This window comes from Dyella acidisoli (genome assembly GCF_030160295.1).
Classification (GTDB): Bacteria; Pseudomonadota; Gammaproteobacteria; order Xanthomonadales; family Rhodanobacteraceae; genus Dyella_B; species Dyella_B acidisoli.
Genome location: NZ_BSOB01000010.1, coordinates 319,411 through 342,693, shown reverse-complemented (window position 1 = coordinate 342,693; position 23,283 = coordinate 319,411). Strand labels below are relative to the sequence as shown.

Annotated in this window: 19 protein-coding genes; 12 read left to right on the top strand and 7 right to left on the bottom strand. The window is 61.3% G+C overall.

All coding sequences use genetic code 11. The annotated features are described in order from the left end of the window. Positions 1-11: 11 nt before the first annotated feature. From QQJ86_RS06515 to QQJ86_RS06505, 3 genes are read right to left on the bottom strand one after another with little or no spacing between them, the layout of a single operon-like run. Positions 12-566, bottom strand: coding sequence for a YceI family protein (locus QQJ86_RS06515; protein ID WP_284320105.1), 555 nt, complete (start codon positions 564-566; stop codon positions 12-14). After that, positions 563-1,144: a cytochrome b gene (locus tag QQJ86_RS06510; protein ID WP_284320104.1), complete on the bottom strand. Its 582-nt coding sequence runs from the start codon at positions 1,142-1,144 to the stop codon at positions 563-565. Before QQJ86_RS06510 ends, QQJ86_RS06515 begins: the two co-directional genes overlap by 4 nt. Then, positions 1,141-1,755 carry a YceI family protein gene (locus QQJ86_RS06505; RefSeq protein WP_284320103.1) on the bottom strand — a complete coding sequence of 205 codons (615 nt, stop codon included), beginning with the start codon at positions 1,753-1,755 and terminating at the stop codon, positions 1,141-1,143. Before QQJ86_RS06505 ends, QQJ86_RS06510 begins: the two co-directional genes overlap by 4 nt. Before the next feature lie 165 nt (positions 1,756-1,920). Between QQJ86_RS06505 and QQJ86_RS06500 the strand changes: the two genes are divergently transcribed. Next, positions 1,921-5,538, top strand: coding sequence for a hybrid sensor histidine kinase/response regulator (locus QQJ86_RS06500; protein ID WP_284320102.1), 3,618 nt, complete (start codon positions 1,921-1,923; stop codon positions 5,536-5,538). 18 nt (positions 5,539-5,556) lie between these two features. Here the strand turns inward: QQJ86_RS06500 and QQJ86_RS06495 are convergent, their stop codons facing one another. Further along, on the bottom strand, positions 5,557-5,979 hold the full coding sequence (locus QQJ86_RS06495; RefSeq protein ID WP_284320101.1) for a DNA polymerase III subunit chi: 423 nt from the start codon (positions 5,977-5,979) through the stop codon (positions 5,557-5,559). 59 nt (positions 5,980-6,038) lie between these two features. After that, positions 6,039-7,526: a leucyl aminopeptidase gene (locus QQJ86_RS06490; RefSeq protein ID WP_284320463.1), complete on the bottom strand. Its 1,488-nt coding sequence runs from the start codon at positions 7,524-7,526 to the stop codon at positions 6,039-6,041. Between the two features lie 98 nt (positions 7,527-7,624). Here QQJ86_RS06490 and lptF point away from each other — a divergent pair, with 98 nt between their 5' ends. The 4 genes from lptF (at position 7,625) to ltaE (ending at position 11,361) form a co-directional block, all read left to right on the top strand. Beyond that, the gene (gene lptF / locus QQJ86_RS06485; RefSeq protein ID WP_284320100.1) at positions 7,625-8,728 is read left to right on the top strand and encodes an LPS export ABC transporter permease LptF; all 1,104 of its coding nucleotides are present in this window, start codon (positions 7,625-7,627) and stop codon (positions 8,726-8,728) included. Further along, positions 8,728-9,831, top strand: coding sequence for an LPS export ABC transporter permease LptG (gene lptG / locus QQJ86_RS06480; protein WP_284320462.1), 1,104 nt, complete (start codon positions 8,728-8,730; stop codon positions 9,829-9,831). The genes lptF and lptG overlap by 1 nt, the downstream gene beginning before the upstream one ends. A 4-nt stretch (positions 9,832-9,835) precedes the next feature. Then, entirely contained in the window at positions 9,836-10,270 is a 435-nt protein-coding gene (locus QQJ86_RS06475) for a putative toxin-antitoxin system toxin component, PIN family (RefSeq protein WP_284320099.1), read from the top strand. 77 nt (positions 10,271-10,347) lie between these two features. Beyond that, complete coding sequence (gene ltaE / locus QQJ86_RS06470) at positions 10,348-11,361, top strand: low-specificity L-threonine aldolase (protein ID WP_284320098.1); 1,014 nt, start codon at positions 10,348-10,350, stop codon at positions 11,359-11,361. Between the two features lie 77 nt (positions 11,362-11,438). Here the strand turns inward: ltaE and QQJ86_RS06465 are convergent, their stop codons facing one another. Next, positions 11,439-12,710: a polyhydroxyalkanoate depolymerase gene (locus tag QQJ86_RS06465; protein WP_284320097.1), complete on the bottom strand. Its 1,272-nt coding sequence runs from the start codon at positions 12,708-12,710 to the stop codon at positions 11,439-11,441. 137 nt (positions 12,711-12,847) lie between these two features. After that, positions 12,848-13,348, bottom strand: a complete 501-nt coding sequence (locus tag QQJ86_RS06460; protein WP_284320096.1) for an RDD family protein — start codon at positions 13,346-13,348, stop codon at positions 12,848-12,850. A gap of 51 nt (positions 13,349-13,399) precedes the next feature. Here QQJ86_RS06460 and xerD point away from each other — a divergent pair, with 51 nt between their 5' ends. From xerD to QQJ86_RS06425, 7 genes are all read left to right on the top strand, one after another. Continuing rightward, positions 13,400-14,323, top strand: coding sequence for a site-specific tyrosine recombinase XerD (gene xerD / locus QQJ86_RS06455; RefSeq protein WP_284320095.1), 924 nt, complete (start codon positions 13,400-13,402; stop codon positions 14,321-14,323). 177 nt (positions 14,324-14,500) lie between these two features. Next, positions 14,501-15,286 carry a disulfide isomerase DsbC N-terminal domain-containing protein gene (locus QQJ86_RS06450; RefSeq protein WP_284320094.1) on the top strand — a complete coding sequence of 262 codons (786 nt, stop codon included), beginning with the start codon at positions 14,501-14,503 and terminating at the stop codon, positions 15,284-15,286. A gap of 79 nt (positions 15,287-15,365) precedes the next feature. Continuing rightward, on the top strand, positions 15,366-16,235 hold the full coding sequence (locus tag QQJ86_RS06445; protein ID WP_284320093.1) for a DNA ligase: 870 nt from the start codon (positions 15,366-15,368) through the stop codon (positions 16,233-16,235). A gap of 160 nt (positions 16,236-16,395) precedes the next feature. Then, positions 16,396-20,256, top strand: coding sequence for a phosphoribosylformylglycinamidine synthase (purL, locus tag QQJ86_RS06440; protein WP_284320092.1), 3,861 nt, complete (start codon positions 16,396-16,398; stop codon positions 20,254-20,256). After that, positions 20,214-20,990, top strand: coding sequence for a hypothetical protein (locus QQJ86_RS06435; protein WP_284320091.1), 777 nt, complete (start codon positions 20,214-20,216; stop codon positions 20,988-20,990). The genes purL and QQJ86_RS06435 overlap by 43 nt, the downstream gene beginning before the upstream one ends. A 125-nt stretch (positions 20,991-21,115) precedes the next feature. Beyond that, positions 21,116-21,982 (top strand): glycosyltransferase family 2 protein, encoded by an 867-nt coding sequence (locus QQJ86_RS06430; protein WP_284320090.1) that lies wholly within the window; start codon positions 21,116-21,118, stop codon positions 21,980-21,982. Beyond that, a complete protein-coding gene (locus QQJ86_RS06425) occupies positions 21,979-22,875 on the top strand; it encodes a DMT family transporter (RefSeq protein ID WP_284320089.1) in 897 nt (298 codons plus the stop codon). Before QQJ86_RS06430 ends, QQJ86_RS06425 begins: the two co-directional genes overlap by 4 nt. Positions 22,876-23,283: the final 408 nt, after the last annotated feature.

The following is a 23,283-nucleotide window of genomic DNA, read 5'->3' as shown; positions in this document are numbered from 1 at the left end:
AAAGGCGTACGTTATTTAGCGCTCAGCACCAGATGCGCCGTCACCTTCACGTCCGGCCCGATCACCGACGTATCCGCGTATTGACCGCCACCCACACCGAAATCCAGGCGCTTCACCGTGCCGGTTACATCCAGCGTGGCGCCGCTGCCTTGCGGCTTGAATACCACGTTCAAGCTCACCGGCTTGGTTACGCCGCGCAGCGTCAGCGTGCCGTCGGCAATCATTTGGCTGCCTTGTTGGTGAAACGCTGTGGTAACGAAGTGCGCTTGCGGGTACTTCGCTACATTGAAGAAATCCTGCCCGGGCAGCGCGCTGTCGCGATCGTTGTCGCCGGTTTTAGCGGTGGACAAGTCGACGGTTACGTCGAATTTCGAAGAGGCCAGCTTGGCCGTGTCATAGCTGATCGCAGCTGTCCATTTGTCGAAACGACCGTCGAAGCTGCTGCCTTGAAAATTGCTGGTGAAGCCCAGCGTGCTGCCCGATTGCACGGTGTAATCGGCGGCCGTGGCGATACAAGGTGCTGCCAAGGCCAGCACAAGAGCGAATGAAGCAATGCGGATGATCATGTGAGTTCTCCTGAAGATGTTTTGCCTTGACGCACGCGTGCAAACGGCAGCATGCGGCGCAGTACGTTGTCCTGATCGAAGAAATGATGTTTCAGCGCGGCGCCGGCATGTCCGATCAACACCAGCAGCAGCAGATAGAACAGCCACTCGTGCACTTCGCCGGCAACGTGTGAGAGTTCATCGTTCTTGGCAGTAAGCGCGGGCAGGTTGAACAGCTTGAACCACTGCAGCGGATAACCATGCAGTGAGTTGTAGATCCAGCCGCTCAGCGGGATGGCAAGAATGAAACCATAGAGCAGCACGTGTGTAGCATGTGCCACGATGCGCTGCCATGGCGGCATCGGTTCGTCCGGCGGCGCGCGATCGTACAGGCGCCAAGCCAGGCGCAGTGCGAATAGCGCCAGGATGGTGAGGCCGATCGACTTGTGCAGCGCGTAGATGCTGATCTTGCTCATCGACGGAGCCATGTCCGTCATCAAGAGGCCCCACACGCCGTTGCCGAGAATGCCCAGCGCAACGATCCAATGAAAGAACTTGGCGACCGATCCCCACTGGTGGCCGTCACTGCGCAAACTCATGGATGCTCCTTGTCATTGCTTGAATTGTCGCGAATGCCTTCGAGTTCGAGCCAGATGGCTACGCCATGGCCTACGGCATTGGGAAAACCGTTGATGCCGAATGCGGTGCGATCGAGCATCGCGGTGGCGGAAAAGCCGGCTACAGTGTGCATGCCATAGATCGTCTTGCCGACTCGATTGACGCGAAACGGAATGTCGATGGGCTGATTGACGCCGTGCAGAGTGAGCGTCCCATGCAGCACACCGTTCGTATCGTCTTTGCGTTCCACCGAGGTGCTGACGAAGTGCGCAGTGGGATACGTCTTGCAGTCGAGCAACGAAGCCTTGCATGCGGCCTCATTCCATGCGGCATCACCCATATCGATGCTGCGCATGTCGATGTCCAGTTCAGTGCTTGATTTGGACCAGTCATTCGGATCGAACCGCAGCGATCCCTGCGCGATATGCAGTCTCCCCAACGGCCGTGAGAAACCATCGTGATCGATGCTGAAGACGATCTGGCTGTGCACCGTGTCATAGCGGTAGCTATCAGCAACGGCGAACGCTGCCTGTGAAGCAGCCAGGCAGCCGAACCCGATAGTCAGCGGCAGGTAGACGAATCGGCGAATCATTGCGCCAGTCTGGCGGAAACACTGTGACGCCGCCAGCGCAGGTCCCGGAACGGATTGTTGCCAATAGCGAACAACAGGTGCGGGAACTTGTGGGATTTGGCATGCTTTCACCTTACGGAGCGCGGTAGGGTGACCGCTCCGTCCCGATCTGCCTGAGGGGCGCGCGTGGCAGTTTTCATGTTGGGGCTGGCTTTGCTGCTGGGTACTTTCGTGCCCGGCAATGCCGCGTCCACAGCATCTGCCACACCCGCACCGGTTTCGCAGGGAGCGATCCATGCACCCGACGTTGCCCCGCTACCGACTCCCCAGTTCCGGCGCTATGGCACGCAGGATGGGCTGCCCAGCAGTGCTGTGTACGCGATAGCTCAAGACCATGACGGTGCCATGTGGTTCGGTACTAAAGGTGGCGTTGCGCGTTTCGACGGTCTGCACTTTCAGGTATTTCGCCACATCGAAAACGATCCTGATTCGCTCTACAACAATCAGATCTCTGCGCTGCTTGTTGACCGACAAGGCATGGTGTGGGCGGGTGGCCTGGGCGCCGGCCTGAACCGCTACGATGCCGCTACGGGCAAGTTCGTCCATTGGGGGCATGACCCCGGTAATCCGCAGAGCCTGGCCAGCGATAGCGTGTGGGTGATGGCGCAAACGCCGGATGGTTCGATCTGGGTGGGTACCGGCGAAGGTTTGGATCGCATGCTTCCCGATGGTCACAGCTTCGAGCACGTGACCAATCCGATCATCGGTCTGTATCCCAGCGATTTCGGCGCCGTTGCCGCGCTGTATGTAGACGCCAAGGGGCGCCTATGGGCGGGCTCCGATCGTGGCGTGTTTCGCCGCGACCCCGATGGCAGCTTTGTGCGCATCAAATCCGACGATCCGAATCAGTCGCTGGATGCGTGGCGCATCAACGGCACGGGCGATGAAGTGCGCGTTGCCACGGAGCAGGGGTTGCTGATGGTTGGCCCCGATGATGTGGCGCGGTTGTTTGGCGCACCAACCATTCCGCACCAAACCAACGTGATGGCCAGCACGCGTGATACCGCAGGTCGCCTGTGGGTCGGCACGCAACGCGGCATGTACCTGCAGATGAATGCGAAAGCTCCGGTCATTCCATTGATCAACCAGCCGCTGTTGAATGGTGATCTGCCCGGCACCTGGGTGTATCAGACAATGATGGACCGCGAAGGCGGCCTATGGGTGGCCGTGTTCGATGGTGGTGTGGCTTATCTCGCACCGGGATGGAATCGCTTCAGCCGCTACACGCACATTCCCGACGATCCAGCCAGCCTGCGCGATTCAGTAGCCACCAGCATGGCGCGCGGGCGCGATGACCGGCACGTGTGGGTCGGTGAGCGCGGAGGTCGCATCGATCGGCTCGATCCTGTGACCGGCAAGGTCGAGCACGTCCTCGATGGACTGAGTGAGCGAGTGCTCGGCTTGACCGAAGACTTCCACCAGCGTCTGTGGATCATTCCGCAAGGTGCGTTGTACCGATACGACTACGTGCATAACCGGCTCGACGAGGTCGATCCGCAACACCGCGTGCTCGATCGTCCGCTGGAGGTCGAGCCCGGTCCCGACGGCCTGATGTATGCGCGTACATTCGGCCACGGGATTTTCCGTATCGATCCGGACACGCTGGCCGTGTCTGCGGTGCCTATGGATAAACCGAACGAGAAGGTGATGTGGGGCAGTCAGATGACGCTCTACAAGGGCACGTTCTGGTATGCCAGCGATGGCGGCCTGATGTGGTTCGATCGCACGCGCGACCGTTTCGTGATGGTGCCCGGCATCCCTGCGGGTAAAACCATCGATGCCTTCGACTTCGATCGCTCTGGAGTCTGGGTGGCGACCGAGGACGGTCTGTCGCACTACCACCTCGATGGTTTGCGTCTGGTACTGGATCGCACGGTAGATGCGGAGCACGGCTGGCCATCGTTGCGCGCCGTGGATCTGGATGTCGATTGCCTGGGCCGGATATGGATTTTCAGCATCGAGGGTTTGTGGCGCTTCGATCCCGCGCAAAGCAGCTTCTATCAAGTCGGTTTGCAGAACGGCCTGTCGAATGGCGAGTTCGCGCGAGGTTATGCGCTGCTGCCGAACGGCTATCTCTATGCCGCAACGAACGGCGGTGTGGTGGGATTCGATCCGGACAAGGTCGATCCGAAGCCGATTGCACCAACGTTGTCGGTGACGCAAATCACCGTGCAGCATAAAGGCGTAACGCGCCAACTGCCGTTGAGTGCGCAGCCGATCAAGGTTAGCTGGGAAGACAGCCAACTGCATATCCAGGCGCGGGTGTTTTCCTATATCAATCCATCGGCCAATCAATATCGATTCCGTCTCAACGGCTCCGATAGCGACTGGGTGGATCGCGACAATCACGGCGAGCGTGAATTCACCGGGCTGGGCAGCGGCGATTACACGCTGGACATCATGGCGCGCGGTTCGGAAAGCGAATGGGTGCAACTGTCCGTGCCGCTGCACATCATCGTGCAGTCCCCGCCTTGGCTGCGCTGGTGGGCATGGTTGCTCTACGTGTGCGTGACCGTCACGCTGGCGTTACTCGTGCTGCTCGCCTGGCGTCGCCGCATGGCGCACCGCCATCGCATGCAACTTGCTGAGCAGCGGCATCAGATTGCCGAGCAGGCCAGTGCCGCGAAGAGTCGCTTCCTGGCCACGCTCAGCCATGAAATCCGCACGCCGATGACCGGCATGATGGGCATGGCCGAATTGCTGTTGGCGACGCCGCTGAACGACACGCAGCGCGAATACGCGGAATCCGTGCAGCGGGGTAGCAACGTACTGCTGAAGTTGTTGAACGATGCGCTGGATCTGGCGCGCATCGAAGCCGGAAAGCTGGTGCTGGATCCGGGGCCGTTCGACCTGCATCTGCTGCTGCAGGATGTCGTGCGCATGCAAAAGAGTGCGGCGCAAGCGAAAGGACTGTCGCTCGATCTGCAATGGGATGAATGCGTGCCGCCTTTGTTGGTCGGCGATGCGTTGCGCATTCGGCAGGTGTTATTCAACTTGGTTAACAACGCGGTGAAATTTACCGAGCGCGGAGGCATCCATATCCATGTGAACTGGGTGGATGACCTGCTGTCGCTGGATGTGAGCGACACGGGGCCGGGCATTTCCGAAACCAGTCGCGTGCGCCTGTTCACCCGTTTCGAGCAGGATGCGGGGCCGCAGCGCAGTATCGGCAGTGGCTTGGGGCTGGCGATCTGCAACGAGCTGGTTGGCCTGATGGGCGGCAACATGACCTTGGAGTCGGCGCTGGGCAAAGGCACCACGTTCCACGTAAGGCTGCCGTTGCAGGTGGCACATGAAACAATGCAGATCGTGCCGGAGCCCGCACATCAGGAACGTTCGCTGGAGGTATTGCTGGTAGAAGGTGATGCGACGGCAGCCAGCGCCATCCGCGGCATGCTGGAGCATCAAGGCCACCGCGTGCGCCATGCCAGCCATGGCTTGAATGCGCTGGCGGAATTGGCAACGGAATCGTGCGACCTGATCGTGCTCGAACTGGATCTACCTGGCATCGACGGATTGCAGGTGGCGCAATTGATCCGTCACGGTGAAGTCGCGGGTCAGCACGTACCCATCGTTGCGACGACGACGCGCCACGACGATGAAGAAATCACGCGTGGGCGTGAGATAGGCATCGACGCGTTTCTGCACAAACCGCTGACGGGTGAGCAGCTTGCGGCAGCGCTGCGGGAAGCTTTGGCGGCGCGGCCGGCACCTAGAGAAGCTGATTTAGCAACACGCAGCTAGAACCTCCGCGTATCGCACCTACATGTCGAACTTGTTCACCTCAAAACCCAACCGCTGATACTCGCGCCAACGCACACGCGAGCCATCGCGTTCGGTCGGGTTTGCAGCCACCACTTCCAGTACACGTTCGCCATAACTTTGCGGGCATTGCTCGCGCAGATTGATGGTGAGCGGGCGCGCCGGGATATCGATACCGGGCGGTACGATCAGTATGGCGGTGTTTTCGTCATCGTCGTCACCGGCCAGCTGGTGCGGAATGTAGGCGTCCTCATCGAACGACCACAGCAAATCGTCGAGTTCTTCAGCCTGTGCGAAATCGCGGGTGAGGATGAGCGTGGGTTGTTGCGCGGCGAATGCCTTGCGCGCCAGCTCGCAGACCAGCAGCAGCGGTTGGTCGCTGAAGCGCGGCTTGGCGATGAGGTAGAAGTCGGCGCGAGGCATGGTTATCGATGTGAGGAAAGAGAAAGAGCGGACATGTGCGATGCCCGCTCTCCGCTTGATCAACCAGCGCGATCGATCAGCCACTGCGCCAGCAGCGACACTGGGCGGCCCGTGGCAAGACCCTTGCGGCCTTCGTCCCACGCCGTGCCAGCGATATCCAGATGTGCCCAGCGCTGCCCTTCGGTGAAGCGCGAGAGGAAGCAGCCGGCGGTGATCGCACCGGCATTCTTGCCGCCGATGTTGGCGACATCGGCGAAACCGGATTCGAGCTGCACCTGATAGTCGTCCCACAGCGGCAGGCGCCATGCGCGATCGAGCGCGTTTTCGCCGGCACGCAGCAGTTCGTCAGCCAGGTCATCGTGCTTGCTCATGAGGCCGCTGGCGTATTTGCCCAATGCGATCACGCAGGCGCCGGTAAGCGTGGCGGCGTCGATCAGCACTTTGGGCTGGAACGTCTGCGCGGTGTAGGTGAGGGCGTCGCACAGGATCAAGCGGCCTTCGGCATCGGTGTTGAGCACTTCAATGGTGAGGCCGGACAAGCTGGTGAGTACGTCGCTGGGGCGATAGCTGTCGCCGTCGGGCATGTTTTCCACCGCCGGTACGACGCAGACGAGGTTGATTTTCAGCCCCAGCTTTACCGCCGACACGAAGGCACCGAGCACACCGGCCGCGCCACCCATGTCGAACTTCATTTCTTCCATGCCCGGACCAGGCTTGAGGCTGATGCCGCCGGTGTCGAAGGTGATGCCTTTGCCGACCAGCGCGTAGGGTTTCTCATCGGCGGCGGCGCCCTTGTATTCGAGCACGATCAGCTTGGGCTTGTTGGCCGAGCCGCGACCCACAGCGAGCAGCGAGCCGAATTTGAGGCGCTCCATTTCTTCGTGATCGAGCACGTTGCAGCTGACGGACTCGTGGCCTTCGGCGAACTTCACCGCTTGCTCGGCGATGTAGGCAGGATTGCAAATGTTCGGCGGCAGATTGGCCAGCTCGCGCGCGAAGCGCACGCCTTCGGCGATGGCGATGGCTTGATCGAGACCCGGCTGCGCATGCTCGTCCGCAGCGAAAGTGATGCTGTGCAGTTCCGGTTGGCTGCTCTTCTCGCGCGGTTTGAAGGTAGCGGTGTAGCGATAGGCGGCGTAATCGGCGGCCAGCGCGGCGATGCGCACGCGCCACGCGTGATCGTGTCCCGGCACATCGGCTTCGGCCAGGAAGGAGACCGCGCTATCGATCGGCAGGCGGGTGAGCGCGCGCGCCGCTTCCAGATTCACCTTCTGGAAACGTGCGCCGTCGAACGTCTTCTGCGCGCCGAGGCCCACCACCAGCACACGCTTGGCTTGCACACCCGATGGCGCGAACAGCAGGGTCGTACTGCCACCCTTGCCCGTGATGTCACCGGTTTCCATCTGGCGCTTGATCGCGCCGCCGGCAGCGCTGTCCACACGCGCCGCGGCACTGGTCAGCAGGCCGTTTTCGTAGACGCCGACCACCACGCAAGGGGTGTCGACGGTTTCGGGAGCGATGGAGCCAAGACTGAATTGAAGCGTCATCATCAAGATCCTGCGGGAAGACCGGCGTGCACCGAACCGGCTAGACTACGGGTTTGCCTCCCAGGACAGGGCAGGCACGGAACCCATAATTCTATCGCATGCTGAGCATCCTAGACCGGTATTTCCTGCGCGAGCTGGGCACAACCATCGGTGCCACGGTGATCGTGCTGCTGGTGATCATGGCCGGCACCACTTTCGCGCACGTGCTCGAACAGGTGGCCAAGGGCAGCTTCCCCGCCAGCGTGATGTTCCAGGTGCTGGGGCTGAACATGGTCGATACCTTGTCCACCATGCTGCCGTTGGCGGGCTTCCTTGGTGTACTGCAAACCTTCGGGCGCATGTACCGCGAAAGCGAGATGCACGTGCTTGCCTCCTCCGGCATGGGCATGGGCGGACTGCTGCGGCCGATGGTGATCGTCGCGGTGATCATGGTGGCCTTGGTAAGCACGGTGTCGATGTGGCTGGGGCCGCTGGCTGCGCGAACCTCCGACAACCTGGTCCAGGCCGCCAACCGCTCGATCATCGCCGCGGGCCTTGATGCGGGCCGTTTTACGGAACTGCCGGGCAAGGGTGGCATCATCCTGGTCGATTCGCTGAGCCGCGACGGACAGCAGCTCGGCCGTACCTTCATCGCCGCCGAGCGCACCAACAAGGACGGCACCCTGGTGATGAAAATGGTCTCCGGTCAACACGGGCATCTTTATTCCAGCAGCGACAACAGCAACCGCTTTCTGGCGCTGTACGACGGCTGGCAGTATGAGATTCCGCTCGGCGCCGACAACTGGCGCCGCATGAAATATGAGCGCAACGACAGTGCGCTTTCCTCGATCCAGTCGGATGATCAAGAAGATCCGATCCACAACCTCGGCATGGTTGACCTCGCGCGCAATACCACCCCCGACGCGCGCGCTGAGTTCGCCTGGCGCACGATCCTGCCGCTGATGACATTGGCGTTGTTGACGCTGGCGATGCCGTTGTCGCGGCAGACCCCCCGCGAACCGCGCTACGGACGCCTGTTGATCGCTGTGCTCGGCTTCTTCCTGTACAACAACCTGCTGGGGTTGTGCCGCGGCCAGCTCGCCAAGGGCCATTGGCATCACGCGACGCCGATGTGGGCGCTCAGCCTGATGCTGTTTGCGTTGGCCGCATGGAGTTTCCGCAATCAATACGCCGCGCGCTCGCCGCGCAAGGCGAGGGCATGATGGCAAGCCTGCGTATCAAGCGGGTGGATTGGCTGATCGGCATCACCGTGCTCGGTTCGATGCTGATGGTGTGGCTGATTCTGGTAGGCCTGGATGCGATGATCCAGTTCGTACGCCAGCTTGGTTTTATCGGACGCAACGGTTACACGCTCAGCAACGCGATCTTCTACATCGTGGTGACGATCCCGCGCCGCATGTACGAGATGTTCAGTTTTGCGGCGCTGATCGGCGGCCTGCTGGGTCTTGGCGGCCTGGCTTCCACCGGTGAACTGACAGCCTTGCGTGCGGCAGGCATGTCGCGTCTGCGCATTGCAGTGTCGGCCGTGGGTGTGGTGGCGGTGCTGGTGATGGGCGTGGTCGTGATGGGTGAAACCATCGGCCCGTGGGGCGACCAGCAGGCGCAGGCGTTGCAATTGCGCTTGCGCTCCGGCGGCAATCTCGGCTTGACCAGCAGCGGCACGTGGGCGCGCGATGGCGACCGCATCATCAACGCCAAGAACAGCACGCTGCGCACCGCAGGCGATCATTCTTTCGTGCAGCTGATCGACGTGCGCGTATTCACGCTCACACCCGATGGCCGGCAATTGAGCCGCTTCGACCAGGCCAACACGGCTGAGCAGGTGGGCAAGGAATGGGTGCTGCACCACGTGCGCACCACGACGTTGGATGACAACGGCGTGCACAGCAGCACGTCAGCCGATGAGCACTGGGATTCCAAGCTCGATCCGGAAGTGCTGCAGCAGTCGCTGATCCAGCCACAATATCTGGCGATGCGCGATCTGCAGCACATCATTGACTACAAGCATAAGAACGGTGAAAACACCCGGCCCTATGAAACTCCGTTCTGGGGGCGTGTGATGTATCCGGTCAATGTGCTGGTGCTGGTCTTGTGCACCATGCCGTTCGCCTTTGGTGCATTGCGCTCGGGCGGCCTGGGCAAGCGCATCTTCATGGGCATGATCATCGCCATCAGCTGGTATTTCGTGCAGAAGGCGATCGTGAGCTTCGGCACCGTGTACGGCGTTCCGCCGCTGGCTGCAAACGTGATACCGGCGATGCTGATGGTGTTCATCGGGTTCTTCTACTTCCGCAAGAATGCGTAGCGGCGTGCCGCTACGCTACGTGCTGGATACCAACGTTTGTCTTGATCTGTTCGTGTTCGATGACCCGCAGTGCGCACCGCTGCTTGCAGCAGTGCATGCGGGCGAGATCGAGTTGGTCACGCGCGAGGATTGTCGTAGCGAGTGGCTGGCGGTGCTGGCTTATCCGCAGCTCAAGCTGGATGAGAAGCGCCGTGCGCAGTTCATCGAAATGTTCGATGCGCACGTGCGAAAGCTGCCACCTTCCGCTTTGAGCGACGTGACACTGCCGCGTTGCCGCGACCGCGACGATCAGAAATTCCTGGAGCTGGCGTATCAGGCAGGTGCGGTGGCGTTGCTTACGCGTGATGATGAACTGTTGCGACTGGCACGGCGCGCGAAGCGGGATGGCTTGTTTGCCATCTTGCCACCGGCCTCATGGCGAGAAGCGATAAGCCCGTAGGCCGATCCGTGCGCCGACTTGCCGACAGCCACGCTACCCGGCAAAGTCATAAGCCCCCATCCATTAATGAGAACGCCATGGGCTGGATCGACCTGCGCAGCGACACCGTCACCAAGCCGACACGCGCGATGCGCGAAGCCATGCTCGATGCGGAAGTCGGCGACGACGTGTATGGCGAGGATCCCACCGTGAACGCGCTGCAGCAGCGCTTGGCCAGCGATCTTGGCTTCGAGGCGGGACTATTCGTGCCGTCCGGCACGCAGTCGAACCTGGTGGCCTTGATGTCGCATTGCGAGCGTGGTGACGAATACATCGTCGGCGCCGATGCGCATACGTACAAGTTCGAAGGTGGCGGTGCAGCGGTGCTTGGCTCGATCCAGCCGCAGCCGATTGCGCACGATGTTGACGGTACGTTGCCGCTGGACAAGGTTGCCGCGGCGATCAAACCGATCGATCCGCATTTCGCCCGAACGCGCCTGCTGGCCTTGGAAAACACTTGGCACGGTCGCGCGCTGCCGCTTGATTACCTGCGTGCTTCACATGATTTCGCACGCGAACGTGGGCTCGCTTTGCATCTGGATGGCGCGCGTCTTTATAACGCAGCGGTCGCCAGTGGCGTGCCGGCGCGCGCGATCACGCAGCATTTCGACAGTGTTTCAGTCTGCCTGTCGAAAGGGCTGGGTGCCCCTGTGGGTTCAGTGCTGGTGGGCTCGACACCGTTGATCGACAAGGCGCGACGCTGGCGCAAAGTGACCGGCGGCGGCTGGCGCCAGGCCGGGTTGCTGGCGGCAGCGTGTCAGCATGCGTTGGATCATCACGTGGCGAGGTTGGCGGATGATCACGCACGCGCTGTGCGACTTGCTCATGGCTTGCGCGAGATTGCAGGCATCAAGCTGCTTGGTCAGTACACGAACATGGTGTTCATCGATGTGCCTGCCGAGCGCTTGCGAGAATTGGATGCGCATCTGCGTGCCGCGTCGATCCGCATCAGCATCGGCTATCTGCCGACGCTTCGGTTGGTGACGCATCTGGATATCGATGATGACGGTGTGCAACGCACCATCAACGCGTTCAAGACGTTCTTTGCGTAGGTTGCTAAGGAATCACTTAGCCTCATGGCCGTCATTCCCGCTTTCGTGGGAACGACGGCGGAGAGGATTTGCGCGACTTAGGCGAACTTGCTCGACACCAACGCCACATCCGAGCGACGGATGAAATCGCGAATTTGCGGATACACCGTTTCGCGCCAGCGGCGACCGCTGAAGATGCCGTAATGGCCGGCACCCTGGATCACCCGATGCGCGCGACGCGAAGCCGGAATGCCGGTGCATAGATCGTGCGCTGCTTCGGTCTGGCCGATGCCCGAGATGTCATCCAACTCGCCTTCGATAGTGAGCAGGCTGGTGCGCTTGATCGCGCTGGGATCCACGCGTTCGCCATTCACTTCCCACAGGCCGCGCGGCAACAGGAACTGCTGGAACACGGTGCTGATGGTGTCGAGGTAATACTCTGCCGGCATGTCGAGCACGGCGTTGTATTCGTCGTAGAACTTGCGATGTGATTCGGCGTCGTCCAAGTCGCCGCGTAGCAGGTTGAGATAGAAGTCCCAGTGCGAGCTCAAATGACGGCCGGGGTTCATCGCCACGAAACCGGCGTGTTGCAGAAAGCCTGGATACACCTCGCGTCCATGGCCGGGATAGTTCACTGGCACGGTGTGGATGACGTTGCCGCGGAACCAGCTCAGCGGCTGCTGGGTGGCGAGGTTGTTGACGCTGGTGGGGCTGCGGCGCGGATCGATCGGGCCACCCATCATCGTCATGCTGCGCGGCGTGGCTTCGCCGCGTGCGGCCATCAACGAAATGGCGGCGAGCACCGGCACGGTCGGCTGGCATACCGAAATCACATGCAGCGAGTCGGCGCCGATATGGCGGATGAACTTCTCGATCGTTGCAACGTAATCGTCCAGATGGAACGGACCCGCCGACGCAGGAACCATGCGCGCATCGATCCAGTCGGTGATGTACACCTTGTGGTCGAGCAGCAGCGAACGCACCGTATCGCGCAACAACGTGGAGTGATGACCCGATAGCGGGGCCACCACCAGCACGACCGGTTCGGATTTCATCTTCTCGATGGTTTCCTGGTCGTCGCTGAAGCGCTTGAAGCGGCGCAATTCGCAGAACGGCGTTTCCAGATCGATGCGCTCGATGATGGCGATCTGGTTGCCTTGCGGATTGGTGATGCTGTGAATGTCGAAGGCCGGCTTTTCGTAATCTTTGCCCAGGCGATGGATCAGCTCGTAGCCCGCCGCCATGCGTTGAGCACCTGGCATCTGAGCCAGGGGACTGCTGGGGTCGGTAAGCATGCGGGCGCTGGCTTCGGCGTAGTGGCTGAGCGGGCCGAGGAAGGCGCGTTGCCATTCGTGGAGCTGGTAAAGCATGGTGAACGGATACCGGCGACTAAAGTCATATGATAGCCGTTTACAGCCTGAAATGTTGCGTTGCGTCAGGCTTGAGATGCCTTATACATCAATCAGTTAGTGATTTGCCTGTCTCAAGCAGGCGGGCGACGACTGTTTCAGCCAATCCGGCGCACTTCTGTGCCCGCGGCCAGGTCGTGCAGTGCCCGGCGACGTCCATCCGACAGGGATGCTCCGAACCAGATAGCCCAGCCCAGTACGACCGCCCAAACGGCCATCCGTAGGCCCAAAACCGGAGCCAACAGCAACAAAGATAGGGGCAGGGCGGCGACGATCAGCCGGATCAGCGCGCGCCGCACGGTCACCCGGGCTCCACCGATTGCCGTCACGCGAATGCGCCATGGCCGCATGCCGAGCGTCTGGCCACCACGCAGCCATGAGACCACGAAGTAGGCGGCTACCACCGTCGCCTGGAGCGGCTGATACCACCAGGCGATGTGGACCTGCTTGCCCGACGTGATCAGTTCGCCATGTGTGGCCAGCTCGCAGATCAGTCCCACGACCATCACGATCGCCAGCACGGCGACGAGGTCGTAGATCAGTGCCAACAGTCGTCGCCAGAGCGGGCAGGCAAATTCGATGGAAGTTGTTTGTGTCATGGATGGGCGTGATGCTTGCGCAATAGGTGCGTAACACCCAGCATCGTGCGCATGAAGCAGAACACGAGTAAAGAGGCGGCTGCTATTTCGGACGCCGACGAGCAGGAAATCGCTGCCTTCATCGAGCGCGTCTGGTCCGAAGATGGATTGGCCGAACGCACGCTCCAGGCGTATCGGCAGGATCTCGAGGCGTTGGCGCGTTGGCTGGTAGGAAGGGGGCAAAGTCTGCGCACGGCGAGGCGCGAAGATCTGTCGGCCTTCCACGGCTCGCAACCCGTGGCGGTACGTTCGATGGCGCGCCGGCAGTCGGCGTTCCGCCGTTTCTACGCGTCGATGGCGCGCGATCAACCGGGTTTCGAGGATCCGACGCTGCTGATCGAACGCCCCAAAACGCCGCGTAGCCTGCCCAAAGCCTTGGCCGAGCGCGAGATAGAAGGCCTACTCCACGCACCCGATGTTTCCACCACTCTGGGGCTGCGCGACCGCGCCATGCTCGAGTTGATGTACGCCTCGGGCCTGCGCGTTTCCGAACTTGTGGAGCTGCCACTGGCCGCGTTGAACACGCGCCAGGGCGTGCTGCGCGTCACAGGCAAAGGCGGCAAGGATCGGCTGGTGCCGGTGGGCGAAGTAGCGCTGGAATACATCCAGACCTATCTCACCCAGGCGCGTCCGGTGCTCGCCAAAGGGCGGCAGCCGCCTGCGCTGTTTTTGAGCAAGCGCGGCGAGGGCATGACGCGTCAAATGTTCTGGACCCTGGTGAAACGCCATGCTGTGTCCGTAGGCATCAACAGCAAGCGTATTTCGCCGCACGTACTGCGGCATTCGTTCGCCACGCATCTGCTGAACCACGGAGCGGATCTGCGCGCGCTGCAAATGCTGCTGGGACACAGCGCGTTGAGTACCACGCAAATCTATACGCTGGTTGCCAAGGAAGGGCTCAAGCGCCTTCATGCTCAACATCATCCGCGTGGCTAGCGTGGACTTCGTTTCCGTGTATGGGGTGTATCGAAGATTCAAATCAAAGCAGCGCCACGGGCGCCGCATAGAGGCGACGAGACAGCCATATCGGCACCCTCTTACAACGGGCTATCGCGGCCAATATGCGATACTTGCCGTATTTCTCCCATTTAGCCGCATCGGCAACGAGGTTGTATGTCCAAGAAGTTCTGGCTGGCGCTCTGCGCGGGCATGCTGGCGATGCAAGTCGGTGCGGCACTGGCGCAGGCCACTGTTTCGACCCCGCCACCGACTGCCAACACACCCGAAGCTATGGTGCGGCAAACGTTGCTGAAGCTTGTGCCCAAGGCGAAGATCGAACAGATCATGCCGGCACCGCTGCCGGGCTTCTATCAGGTGATCGCCTCCGGCCATCTGGTCTACATCAGCAGCGACGGCAAGTACGTGATGAATGGTCAGCTGATCGATGCGACCAAGGGCACCAGCCTCACTGACGACGCGTGGGCGGTTTACCGCAAAACAGAGCTGGCGAAGGTGCCGGTGTCCGATCGCATCGTGTTCGCGCCTGAGAATCCCAAATACACGGTGACAGTGTTCACCGACGTGACCTGTCCGTATTGCCGCGTGCTGCATGAGCAGATCAAGGCACTCAACAAGGAAGGCATCGCCGTGCAGTACTTGGCGTGGCCGCGTTCTGGTGTGACAGGCGAGGACGGCCAGCCCACTCCCACGTACAAAGAAATGGTATCGATCTGGTGTGCGTCCGATCGCAACGATGCCTTTACCGAAGCCAAGAAGGGTCGCGACCCCAAATCTGCTGATTGCAAAAACCCCGTCAAGGATCAGTTCGACCTCGGGCTGAAGCTGGGCGTGACCGGCACGCCGGCGGTGTATGCCGAAGACGGTGCCTTGATCGGCGGCTATCTGACGCCCGCCCAAATGCTGCAAGCGGTGCAGGAGCACTCCACAAAGGGTGGTTGATCCATCGACTTGAGCTTGAGGCGTAACAAGAATGTCTTCATTGGAGTAACGAAGACAAACTTGCACACAGGGACGCCTCATGCGGACATCATCGTCATCGATCAGCGCGTGGCGAGCGCGCTTGATCGTACTGATCTGGCTATTTATCGCTTGGCCGGTTTATCCGGCAACGCTTTCACCCTCGCCGGTGATGCTGGCGAACGTCTATCACGCTGGCGCCGCGCTAAACGATTACTGGGTCAGCGAAAAATACGACGGCGTGCGCGGCTACTGGGATGGCGAGAAACTTCGCACTCGCAGCGGCGCAGTGATCGACGCGCCAGCGTGGTTCACGGCAGGTTGGCCGAAAACACCCATGGACGGTGAATTGTGGGCCGGACGTGATCAGTTCGAACTGGCTTCGGCCACCATCCGTCAGCAGCCTGCCGATGATCAGGCCTGGCATCACATCCGCTACATGGTGTTCGACGTACCCGGACATGCGGGCACGTTCGATGAGCGCATCCCGGCGTTGCGTAAGTGGGTCGCGCAGATCGACCAGCCATGGGTGCAGCCGGTGCTGCAATTCAAGGTGGCCAACGAAGCCGAACTCAAGCGCAAGCTCGATGAAATTGTGCAAGGTGGCGGCGAAGGTTTGGTCTTGCACCGTGGTGCGTCGCTGTACCGTGCCGGCCGTAGCGACGATCTGCTGAAATTCAAGCCATTCGACGATGCGGAAGCCCGCGTGGTCGACCATGTGCCGGGCAAGGGCAAGTACGCCGGCATGATGGGCTCACTGCTGGTGGAAATGCCTGACGGCACACAGTTCCGCATCGGCACAGGCTTCACCGACGAGCAACGCCGCAATCCCCCGCCCGTGGGCAGTTTGGTGACGTATCGGTATCAAGGCATGACGTCTGGTGGGAAGCCACGGTTTGCGCGGTTCATGCGGATAAGGGACGAGCCGTAGGTTGGGTTGGCGCAGCGTAACCCAACGTCTCGTGGCAGCATCGTTGGGTTACGCTGCGCTAACCCAACCTTGCTTTCTCTCCCCAGAGAGGAGAGGGGGCGAGCCGGCCGCCGCTCAGGTACAATAAGCCGCTTCCATCGCTAGCGCCTTTTCCCCCGCAATGATCGCACTCGACGGGCAGAGCGCCCTCTCGCCTTTTCGTCTGGAACGTCTTAATGCCCGCCTGGATGCCCTGCATCGTGGCACCAGGGTGCAGGCGTGCTGGTTCGTCTATTTCATCGACGCCGCTTCCGAGCCCGAGGGCGAACAGCGCACGCGCCTGCTGGAGGCACTGGAAGCCAAGGACAGCAAACCGGAAATCGCCTCGCTGTGGGTGGTGCCGCGTCTGGGCACCATTTCGCCATGGTCGAGCAAAGCCACCGACATCCTGCATGACTGCGGTTTCGACGTACGCCGCGTTGAGCGTGGTACGGCCTACCAGGTAAGCGGCCTGCCGGCGACTGACGATGCGAGCTATCAGGAACTGCTCGCGGTCCTGCACGACACGATGACGCAATCGGTGCTTACGCGCCTCGATCAGGCACAAGGCTTGTTCCTGGCGGGTCAGCCGGGCGATCTGGTGTACGTCGCGCTGGGCAGCGATCCGCGCGGCGCATTGGCGAAGGCCAACACCGAGCTGGGTCTGGCGCTGGCCGATGACGAGATCGATTACCTGGCCGCGCGCTACGCCGAGCTGGGCCGTGATCCCACCGATGCCGAACTCTTCATGTTCGCGCAGGCCAACTCCGAGCACTGCCGCCACAAAGTGTTCAACGCCAGCTGGACGCTGGATGGCGAAGCGCAGGAGAAGAGCCTGTTCGCCATGATCAAGAACACGCACCAGCATTCGCCGGCATACACGCTGTCCGCCTACAAGGACAATGCGGCGGTGATCGAAGGTCATGCGGGCGAGCGCTTCGTCTGCGATACCGATGGTGTGTGGCGCGCTCGCGGAGAACGCATCGACTACGCGATCAAGGTGGAAACGCATAACCATCCCACTGCGATCGCGCCATGGCCTGGTGCGGCCACCGGTGCCGGCGGCGAAATCCGCGACGAGGGCGCTACCGGTCGTGGCGCCAAACCCAAGGCGGGACTGGCCGGTTTCTCCGTGTCGGATCTGCGCATTCCAGGCCATTCGCAGCCGTGGGAAGTGGAACGCCCGCTGCCGCCGCGCATGGCCAGCGCATTCGAGATCATGCGCGATGGCCCGCTCGGCGCTGCTGCATTCAACAACGAGTTTGGACGTCCGTGCCTGGGCGGCTATTTCCGCACGTATGAGCACGAGACCGGCGAAGCCGGGGTGCGCCGCGGCTACGACAAGCCGATCATGATTGCTGGCGGTATCGCCAATATCCGCAGCGAACACGTTCAGAAGCGCGAGCTGCAGCCGGGTCATGCGGTGATCGTGCTGGGCGGCCCGGCCATGCTGATCGGTCTGGGCGGCGGTGCTGCTTCGTCGATGGCATCCGGCGCATCCAGCGCGGAACTCGACTTCGCTTCCGTGCAGCGTGACAACGCGGAAATGGAACGCCGCTGCCAGCAAGTGATCGACGCCTGCTGGTCGCTGGGCGAACACAACCCCATCGTCAGCGTTCACGACGTCGGCGCGGGCGGCTTGTCCAACGCTATTCCGGAATTGCTCAACGATGCGGGCGTAGGTGGCGAGATCGATCTGTCGAAAGTGCCGTGCGACGATCCTTCGCTGTCACCGATGCAGGTGTGGAGCAACGAATCGCAAGAGCGCTACGTGCTGGCGATCGCGCAAGAACATCTACCTCAGTTCGAAGCGTACTGCGTGCGCGAGCGTTGCCCATACGCTGTAGTCGGTACCGCCACGCAAGCGCGCGTGCTGCGTGTCACTGATCCGCGCCGCAACCTCACCGTCATCGATCTGCCGATGGATGTGCTGTTTGGCAAGGCACCGCGCATGCATCGCGATACCAAGCACATCAAACCGCGCATCGATCTGATTCCGGATTTGAGCGGCATCGGCATGGACGAAGCGCTGATGCGCGTGCTGCGTCTGCCGACCGTAGGTAGCAAAAGCTTTCTCATCACCATCGGTGATCGCACTGTCGGCGGCCTGTGCGCACGCGATCCGATGGTGGGTCCGTGGCAGGTGCCGGTGGCCGACTGCGCGGTTACGCTGGTGGATTTCGAAGGCTATAAAGGCGAAGCGATGGCGATGGCCGAGCGCGCGCCGGTCGCTTTGCTCAACAGTGCAGGTGCTGCGCGTCTTGCCGTTGGCGAGGCTATCACCAATCTCGCCGCGGCGCCGATTGAATCGCTGAGTGAAATGCGCCTTTCCGCTAACTGGATGGCGGCAGTGAATCATCCGGGCGAAGACGCCGCCCTGTTCGATGCAGTGAAAGCTGTCGGCATGGAACTGTGTCCGGAACTGGATATTTCCATTCCGGTCGGCAAGGACTCGCTCTCCATGCAAACCGTGTGGCACGACGGCGAAACACCGCAGCGTACGGTGGCGCCGGTGTCGCTGGTCATCACAGGTTTCGCCCGTGTCGACGACGCGCGTCGCACGCTGACGCCGCAAATGCGGCTCGATCGCGGCGACTCCGATTTATGGTTGATCGATCTCGGTGCGGGCCGCGGACGTCTCGGCGGTTCTGCGCTTACGCAAGTATTCAATCGCGGCGGCGGCGTACCGCCCGATCTGGATGATGCCAAGCGCCTGAAGGCCTTGTTCGATCTGGTGCAGGAAGCAAACCGCGCCGGCATGCTGCTGGCCTATCACGATCGTTCCGACGGCGGTGTGATCATCACGCTGCTGGAAATGGCTTTCGCCGGCCGTTGCGGTCTTGAGATCACGCTGGATGGCTGGGCCGAAGCGACGCTGCGCGCCTTGTTCAACGAAGAACTTGGCGCTGTGCTGCAGGTGGCAACAGCCAATCGCGAAGCGTTCGAATCACTGCTGATCAAGCACGGCTTGGCTGGCATGAGCAATCGCATCGGCCGTCCGAAGGAAAAGCTTGGCATTAAGCTGTTCCTCAACGGCGACACGTTGTTCAAGTGGAACTGGACGCAGCTATTCAAGGCGTGGAACGAAACCAGCTACGCGATGCAACGCCTGCGCGACAACCCGGTCAGCGCGGATGCGGAACTGGAATGGCGCATCGATGATGCGGATGCGGGCATCAGTCCCAAGCTTACATTCGATCCGGCCGAGGACATCGCCGCGCCATACATCGGCAAAGGCACGCGCCCGCGCGTGGCGGTCCTGCGCGAGCAGGGCGTCAATGGCCAGGTGGAAATGGCGGCTGCGTTCACCCGCGCCGGTTTCGAAGCAGTCGATGTGCATATGTCTGATCTCGTCAGCGGACGTATCAAGCTCGGCGATTTTCGCGGTTTCGCGGCGTGTGGCGGTTTCTCCTTCGGCGACGTACTCGGCGCTGGTCGCGGCTGGGCGGCGTCGATTCTCTACAACGACATGCTGCGTGCGGAGTTCAGCACGTTCTTCGCTGACACCAGCAAGTTTGCACTGGGCGTGTGCAACGGTTGCCAGATGATGAGCCAACTCAAGGACATCATTCCGGGTGCGCAGCATTGGCCGAAATTCCTGCGCAATGCTTCCGAGCAATACGAAGCGCGTCTGTCCACGTTGGAAGTGCTGGATTCGCCCAGCATTTTCTTCAAGGGCATGAACGGTTCGCGTATTCCGGTGGTGGTGGCGCACGGTGAAGGGCGCGTGAGCTTTTCGGCGTCGTGCAGCCCGTCGAAGGCAGGCGGTGCGGTGCGCTTCGTAGACAATCGCGGCAAGCCCACCGAACACTATCCGCTCAATCCCAACGGTTCGCCCGGCGGCCTGGCCGGCTTTACCGCTGCGGATGGGCGGGTGACGATCCTGATGCCACATCCGGAACGCGTGTTCCGCACCGTGCAAATGAGCTGGCATCCGGATACCTGGGGCGAGGATTCGCCGTGGATGCGCATGTTCCGCAACGCCAGGGTGTGGTGCGGCTAAGCCTCACCGCATTGCGCAATCGATGGCCGGCCTTGGCGCTGGCCATCGCATGGATGGTGTTGCTGGCGTGTCTGCCGTGGTGGGCCGGACTGCCTCTGTTGTTAGGACTTGCTGCCATCCAGGTGGCGCGATTGCCTCGCTTGCAGCCGCATAACGCCCTACTTCGACGCGCCTTGCGCTGGGGCTTTGCCGGCTTGCTGGTGGCGAGTTACCTCGCGTTCGATCGCCACGCGTTGGGCCTTACTTTGACGATGCTGGCGGCCTTGGTGGGTTTCTCCCTGCTGGTGTTGCTGGAGTCGTGGCAGGATCGCAAGCCGCAACGCAATGCCGTCCTTGCAGCCACCTCGCCCGAGTGGCGCGATATGGCGCTTGCGCAGATTGGCCCTGCGGACACTTTGATCGAACTTGAGTCACCGATATGGGCGTCCCTGGGCGAAAGCGCGACCGACATGACGATGATCGACATGCGTAACTGCCGCATCGGCACCAACACGCATATCCATGACATCGAGCCGCAGGTTTCCATGGCGCCGGGGCAGCGATGGATGGCCATGCCGATGACGGCATGGAGCGGTGTGGTGTTGTACGATCGCGCCCACGACAAGCAGTACCGGCTGCGCGGTTGGCAGCTGTATGGCTGGCATGCTGGCGAAGCATGGTTGAGCCGCGGCGAAGACCAACCGCCGTTGGCGCTGTCGCATGTGTTAGGGCAGGATGTATTCGAAGAAAGGTAGGTTGGGGTGCAAACCCCAACATCGTAATGTGTGTGCTTGGCGATGTTGGGGTTTGCGCCTCAACCTACATCAGTTCCGCAAACGCGTTGCAGTACGATCACAGCCCCGGAAGCCACCGTCCAGCTATGCCAGCTCCTGATCCGTTTCAACTGCAGCTCAGCGTCATCATCGTCTCCGCCGACAGCGGGCCGAGCTTGCGCGACTGCGTCAAGAGCGTGCTCGCATGCACGATTCCGCTCGAACTGCTGCTGATCGACAACGCGTCGACCGATGGCATTCCGCAGGCTATCGCACGCGCTCGCGAAGCCGATCCTCGTTTCAAGGTGATGTACAACCACGCCAATCTTGGCTTTGGTCCTGCGGTGAATCGTGCGGCGGCTCAGGCGCGCGGCGAGAATCTTTTGATCCTCAATCCGGATTGCCTGGTCGACCAAACTACCTTGCAGCGCTTGCTCGACATCGTGGCGACGGAAAACAAAGTGGGCCTCGTCGGTGCGGTGGTCTGCGATGCAAACGGTGTGCCCGATCCCGCTTCGTTTCGTCGTGATCCGCTGCTGGGGCGGGCGCTTGCCACATTGTTCAAGCGCAACGGAGGCGTGAACGCATCATCCATTCCCGATCACGTGGTTGATGCAGAGGCTGTCTCCGGCGCCGTAATGCTGATGCCGCAGCGGGTGTTCGAATCCTTGCACGGCTTTGATGAAAAGTATTTCCTGCATTGCGAAGATCTCGATCTGTGCCGCCGCGTGCGCGATGCGGGCTGGCGCGTGCTGCTGGCAGGCGATGTCCGCGTGATGCATGGCAAGGGTGGGTCAAGCCGGCATCGTCCAATCTTCGTGAGTTATCACAAGCATCGCGGCATGTGGCGCTGGTTCCGCAAGTTCGATCGTGCCGCGCAAAATCCGCTTGTCGCCATCGTGGTGTGGTTCGGTATCTGGACACGGTTCCTGTTGAAGATTCCCGGGCAATGGTTGCGGACGGCCAAGCGATGACTACGACATCGCGCGTGGGCCTGCTGGCGACCATCGGTCTGCTGGTGACAGCGGCGGTGTGGGGTTCCACCTTCGTGCTGATCAAGGACGTGGTTGATCGCATGCCGGTAGCGGATTTCCTGGCCGTGCGATTCATCGTCGCGGCAGTTGTCATGTTCGCGCTGTTCCATCGCCACGTAGCACGGCTGGAACGTCGTCAGCTATGGCGTGGCGTGATGCTGGGCGCACTGTATGGCCTGGGGCAATTGCTGCAAACCTGGGGTCTTTCGCTGATTTCACCGAGCGTCAGCGGTTTCGTTACCGGCATGTATGTGGTGTTCACGCCGATCCTAGCCACGTTTCTGTTACGCCAGCGCATGTCCACCAGCGTGTGGTTGGCGGTGGGCATGGCTACGTTGGGTTTGGCGTTGCTGACGCTCAATGGATTTTCAGTCGATCTCGGTGTATGGCTCACACTGATTTCGGCCCTGCTCTATGGCTTGCATATCGTCGGGCTGGGCCATTGGGCGCGTGCCGACGAAGCATTTGGTTTGTCCGCGGTGCAGATGGCGGTGATTGCGTTGGTGTGCCTGCTGGCCACCGCAGGTCACGGCGGGCCGACGTTGCCACCCGATCGCAGCGCCTGGATCGCCGTGCTGTACATGGCGTTGGTGGCCGGCGCGGGCGCCATGCTGATGCAGACGTGGGCGCAGGCCCATCTGCCTGCTACACGTGCGGCCATCGTGATGACTACGGAACCCGTCTTCGCCGCCACATTCGCGGTGATGTTCGGCAGCGATGTGCTCACCTGGCGCATGCTTTGCGGCGGCGGCCTGGTGCTTGCCGCGATGTACTTGGTGGAGTTGACGCCGCGTCGCGAACCACCGGCCGAAGCAATCCATCACGAGGTGTAGGTTGGGGTGGAAACCCAAACACCGTCATGCGTATGTATGCTTAGCCGATGGATCGTCTGGCGGTCTGCTCCCATTCGAATGTGGTTTGCATGGCGATGACCAACAAGACGACGCAGATGGCTTGGACAATGCATGCGCCATGATGCGAACTGCGGACCCGAGTTAGCCGTTGACTTGGAAGAGTGCCCGAAACGACTTCTTCCGACTATGAAGCTCTTGAGCGATGGTGGTCGGGCCGGCGTTGGCAAAACCCTGAAATGCCCGCGTGCTCGCAGCGCCAAAGCGATTGGGAGTGCTACGCGACTTGCTCACCATGGCTTGGCACTGGATGGTTGTGCGGCAATTGGAGGCCGGATATATGCATGCAGTGACCACGGATGCCAGAGTTGGGGGGCTTGGCAAAAGGCG

Coding starts and splice junctions, on each gene's coding strand:
- purL (WP_284320092.1), top strand. CDS start 16,396: ATGATCGCACTCGACGGGCAGAGCGCCCTCTCGCCTTTTCGTCTGGAA.
- QQJ86_RS06505 (WP_284320103.1), bottom strand. CDS start 1,755: ATGATTCGCCGATTCGTCTACCTGCCGCTGACTATCGGGTTCGGCTGC.
- QQJ86_RS06425 (WP_284320089.1), top strand. CDS start 21,979: ATGACTACGACATCGCGCGTGGGCCTGCTGGCGACCATCGGTCTGCTG.
- QQJ86_RS06510 (WP_284320104.1), bottom strand. CDS start 1,144: ATGAGTTTGCGCAGTGACGGCCACCAGTGGGGATCGGTCGCCAAGTTC.
- xerD (WP_284320095.1), top strand. CDS start 13,400: ATGAAGCAGAACACGAGTAAAGAGGCGGCTGCTATTTCGGACGCCGAC.
- QQJ86_RS06450 (WP_284320094.1), top strand. CDS start 14,501: ATGTCCAAGAAGTTCTGGCTGGCGCTCTGCGCGGGCATGCTGGCGATG.
- QQJ86_RS06445 (WP_284320093.1), top strand. CDS start 15,366: ATGCGGACATCATCGTCATCGATCAGCGCGTGGCGAGCGCGCTTGATC.
- ltaE (WP_284320098.1), top strand. CDS start 10,348: ATGGGCTGGATCGACCTGCGCAGCGACACCGTCACCAAGCCGACACGC.
- QQJ86_RS06495 (WP_284320101.1), bottom strand. CDS start 5,979: ATGCCTCGCGCCGACTTCTACCTCATCGCCAAGCCGCGCTTCAGCGAC.
- QQJ86_RS06515 (WP_284320105.1), bottom strand. CDS start 566: ATGATCATCCGCATTGCTTCATTCGCTCTTGTGCTGGCCTTGGCAGCA.
- QQJ86_RS06430 (WP_284320090.1), top strand. CDS start 21,116: ATGCCAGCTCCTGATCCGTTTCAACTGCAGCTCAGCGTCATCATCGTC.
- lptF (WP_284320100.1), top strand. CDS start 7,625: ATGCTGAGCATCCTAGACCGGTATTTCCTGCGCGAGCTGGGCACAACC.
- QQJ86_RS06490 (WP_284320463.1), bottom strand. CDS start 7,526: ATGACGCTTCAATTCAGTCTTGGCTCCATCGCTCCCGAAACCGTCGAC.
- QQJ86_RS06460 (WP_284320096.1), bottom strand. CDS start 13,348: ATGACACAAACAACTTCCATCGAATTTGCCTGCCCGCTCTGGCGACGA.
- lptG (WP_284320462.1), top strand. CDS start 8,728: ATGGCAAGCCTGCGTATCAAGCGGGTGGATTGGCTGATCGGCATCACC.
- QQJ86_RS06465 (WP_284320097.1), bottom strand. CDS start 12,710: ATGCTTTACCAGCTCCACGAATGGCAACGCGCCTTCCTCGGCCCGCTC.